The sequence below is a fragment of the Salipiger bermudensis HTCC2601 genome (genome assembly GCF_000153725.1).
Lineage (GTDB): Bacteria > Pseudomonadota > Alphaproteobacteria > Rhodobacterales > Rhodobacteraceae > Salipiger > Salipiger bermudensis.
On the sequence record NZ_DS022276.1, the window covers coordinates 2187891 to 2190511 of the forward strand.

Annotated in this window: 4 protein-coding genes; 1 reads left to right on the forward strand and 3 read right to left on the reverse strand. The window is 67.1% G+C overall.

The window, feature by feature from the left end:
• Nucleotides 1-114: 114 nt before the first annotated feature.
• Nucleotides 115-738, reverse strand: a complete 624-nt coding sequence (locus R2601_RS10455) for a ribonuclease T2 family protein (RefSeq protein WP_007797688.1) — start codon at nt 736-738, stop codon at nt 115-117.
• A 142-nt stretch (nt 739-880) separates the two neighbouring features.
• Here R2601_RS10455 and R2601_RS10460 point away from each other — a divergent pair, with 142 nt between their 5' ends.
• Nucleotides 881-1657 (forward strand): DUF1013 domain-containing protein, encoded by a 777-nt coding sequence (locus R2601_RS10460; RefSeq protein WP_007797691.1) that lies wholly within the window; start codon nt 881-883, stop codon nt 1655-1657.
• Nucleotides 1658-1746: 89 nt separating this feature from the next.
• On the opposite strand, the gene recR is transcribed toward R2601_RS10460, so the two are convergent.
• On the reverse strand, nt 1747-2340 hold the full coding sequence (gene recR / locus R2601_RS10465) for a recombination mediator RecR (protein WP_007797693.1): 594 nt from the start codon (nt 2338-2340) through the stop codon (nt 1747-1749).
• Between the two features lie 80 nt (nt 2341-2420).
• A partial coding sequence (locus tag R2601_RS10470) for a YbaB/EbfC family nucleoid-associated protein (RefSeq protein ID WP_007797696.1) occupies nt 2421-2621 on the reverse strand: 201 nt, incomplete at its 5' end.

Genomic DNA, 2621 nt, shown 5'->3' on the forward strand with positions numbered 1-2621 from the left:
CCCGCCTGTACCGCGAGACCAGCATCGGTCCTTAACCTTAATAATGTGTTTCTTCTGGCTGGAAATATCCCGGGGAGCGCGAGGGGCAGCGCCCCTCGTCGCCGGGCATGGCGGTCAGCGCACCGGATCGAGCAGCGCGTTGCCAAGCGTGCAGTCGCGCACCACGTCACGGCCGCAGGGCACGGGCTCGAGCGTCGCCGACAGGCAGAGGCGGGCTTCCTGAATGCGGCCCTCGCGGCAGGTGATGGTGATCATGTCCGGCTCGAGCCCTGGATTGGCCTCGAGGAAGGCGTCCTCGATCAGCGTGGCGGGCAGGGTGACGGGCTCTTCCAGCCGGCGCAGGAGCTCGGGCCGGGTGACGCGCCCGTAAGCCTCCCGGGACAGGGCGAAATAGTCCTCGGCGGACAGCCCGCTGCAGCTACCGTGTTTCTTCCACTGGTGCCATGCCAGCCCGCCCGAGCCCATGATGTCGGCCATGTCGCGGGTGCGTGCGCGGCTCGGTGGGCGCGCGGATGTGGGGCAGTAGGAGGGATAGCCGCGGTAGTATTGTGGCCAGAGCCCGTGCAGGATCCAGCCGTGGTCTGCCTCGCACTGTTCCGACCCACGCGCATCGCCCTCGAGCGCGCACCAGGTGGGTGACCAGCTCAGTGAAAGCACGTAGTAATCGAAGGCGCCAGCGCGCTCGCCTTCGGCATGGGCCAGTCCGGCCGACAGCAGCAACACAACCAGCCAGCGCATTTTCTCTTCCCTCTTGGCGTCCGGATCACTATATAGCGCGCAAGTTCCCCGACAACGGTAACCTGTCCCGAGTTCAGATTCGGGACCTCCCGGCCCGAAGAGGGTCCGGGGGAGGGGACGGAGACTTGCAAGGAGACGAGACATGGCCAAACTGCTGCATCCCAAGGCGACCGCCGTCTGGCTGGTCGACAACACCACGCTGAGCTTCAAGCAGATCGCCGATTTCACCGGCTATCACGAGCTTGAGGTGCAGGGGATCGCGGATGGCGATGTCGCCGCCGGGGTGAAGGGCTTCGACCCGGTCGCCAACAACCAGCTCGAGCAGTCGGAGATCGACAAGGCCGAGAACAACCCGCTGCATAAGCTCAAGCTCAAGTACAACGCCGCTGCCGTCGACGAAGACAAGCGTCGTGGCCCACGCTACACGCCGCTGTCGAAGCGTCAGGACCGCCCGAACTCGATCCTGTGGCTGGTGAAGTTCCACCCCGAGCTGTCCGACGGCCAGATCTCGAAGCTGGTGGGCACCACCAAGCCGACCATCCAGTCGATCCGTGAGCGCACCCACTGGAACATCCAGAACATGCAGCCGATCGATCCGGTGGCGCTGGGGCTCTGCCGCCAGTCCGAGCTCGACGCCGCGGTGGCGAAGGCCGCCAAGAAGCTCGACGAGGTGATGACCGATGACGAGCGCCGCAAGCTGGTCTCGACCGAGCAGAGCCTCGGCATGGAGCCCGAGCCGCGCCTGCCCTCGGCCATCGAGGGGCTCGAGACCTTCTCGCTGTCGGATCCGCGTGGCGAGGATGACGAGGAAGAGGACACCCGCGGCCCGAGCGACTTCTCGGATGCGGACAGCTTCTTCAACCTGCCCTCCGGCGGCGATGACGACGACGAGGACGACAGTGACGATCCGCGCGGCTGATCCGCCTTCGGCCTGCCAGACAGAAAACGCGTCGCGAAAGCGGCGCGTTTTTTCATGTGCGGGGGGCGGGGCGTCGGTGGGGACGGCCCTCACACCCGCTTGCGGGCGTTGAGTGCGGCGGTGATGGTGCCGTCGTCGAGATAGTCGAGCTCGCCGCCGATCGGCACGCCCTGCGCCAGCGAGGTCAGCTCCACCCGGGTCTCGAGCTGGTCGGCGATGTAATGCGCCGTGGTCTGGCCGTCGACGGTGGCGTTGAGCGCGAGGATCACCTCGCTGATCGCCTCGCCGTCGATGCGCGAGACGAGCTGCGGGATGCGGAGCTCTTCTGGGCCCACGTTGTCGAGCGCCGAGAGCGTGCCGCCAAGCACGTGGTAGCGGCCCTTGAACACGCCCGAGCGCTCCATCGCCCAGAGATCGGACACGTCCTCGACCACGCAGATCTGGCCATTGGCGCGGCGCGCGTCGGCGCAGATCGGGCAGATCTCGGCGGTGCCGACATTGCCGCAGTTGAGGCATTCGCGTGCCGAGCTCGCCACCTGCTGCATGGCATCGGCCAGCGGCTGCAGGAGCAGCGCGCGCTTGCGGATCAGGTGCAGCACCGCCCGTCGCGCCGAGCGCGGCCCGAGGCCGGGCAGCTTCGCCATCAGGTCGATCAGGGCGTCGATTTCGGTGCGGTCGGGCAAGCGGGAGCCTCCGGAAGGCAGAAAAGCGCGGCGCCCCTCGGGGCGCCGCTCGGGTCATTTCTGGGGGCGCGAGCGGCGCGTCAGAACGGCAGCTTCATGTCCGCCGGCAGGCCCATCTCGGAGGTCAGCTTCTGCATCTCCTCCTGCGCCTTCTCCTGCGCCTTGGTCTGGGCCTCCTTGATGGCGGCCAGGATCAGGTCCTCGACCACTTCCTTGTCGTCGGAGTTGAAGATCGACGGATCGATGTCGAGACCGCGCAGCTCGCCCTTGGCGGAGGCGGT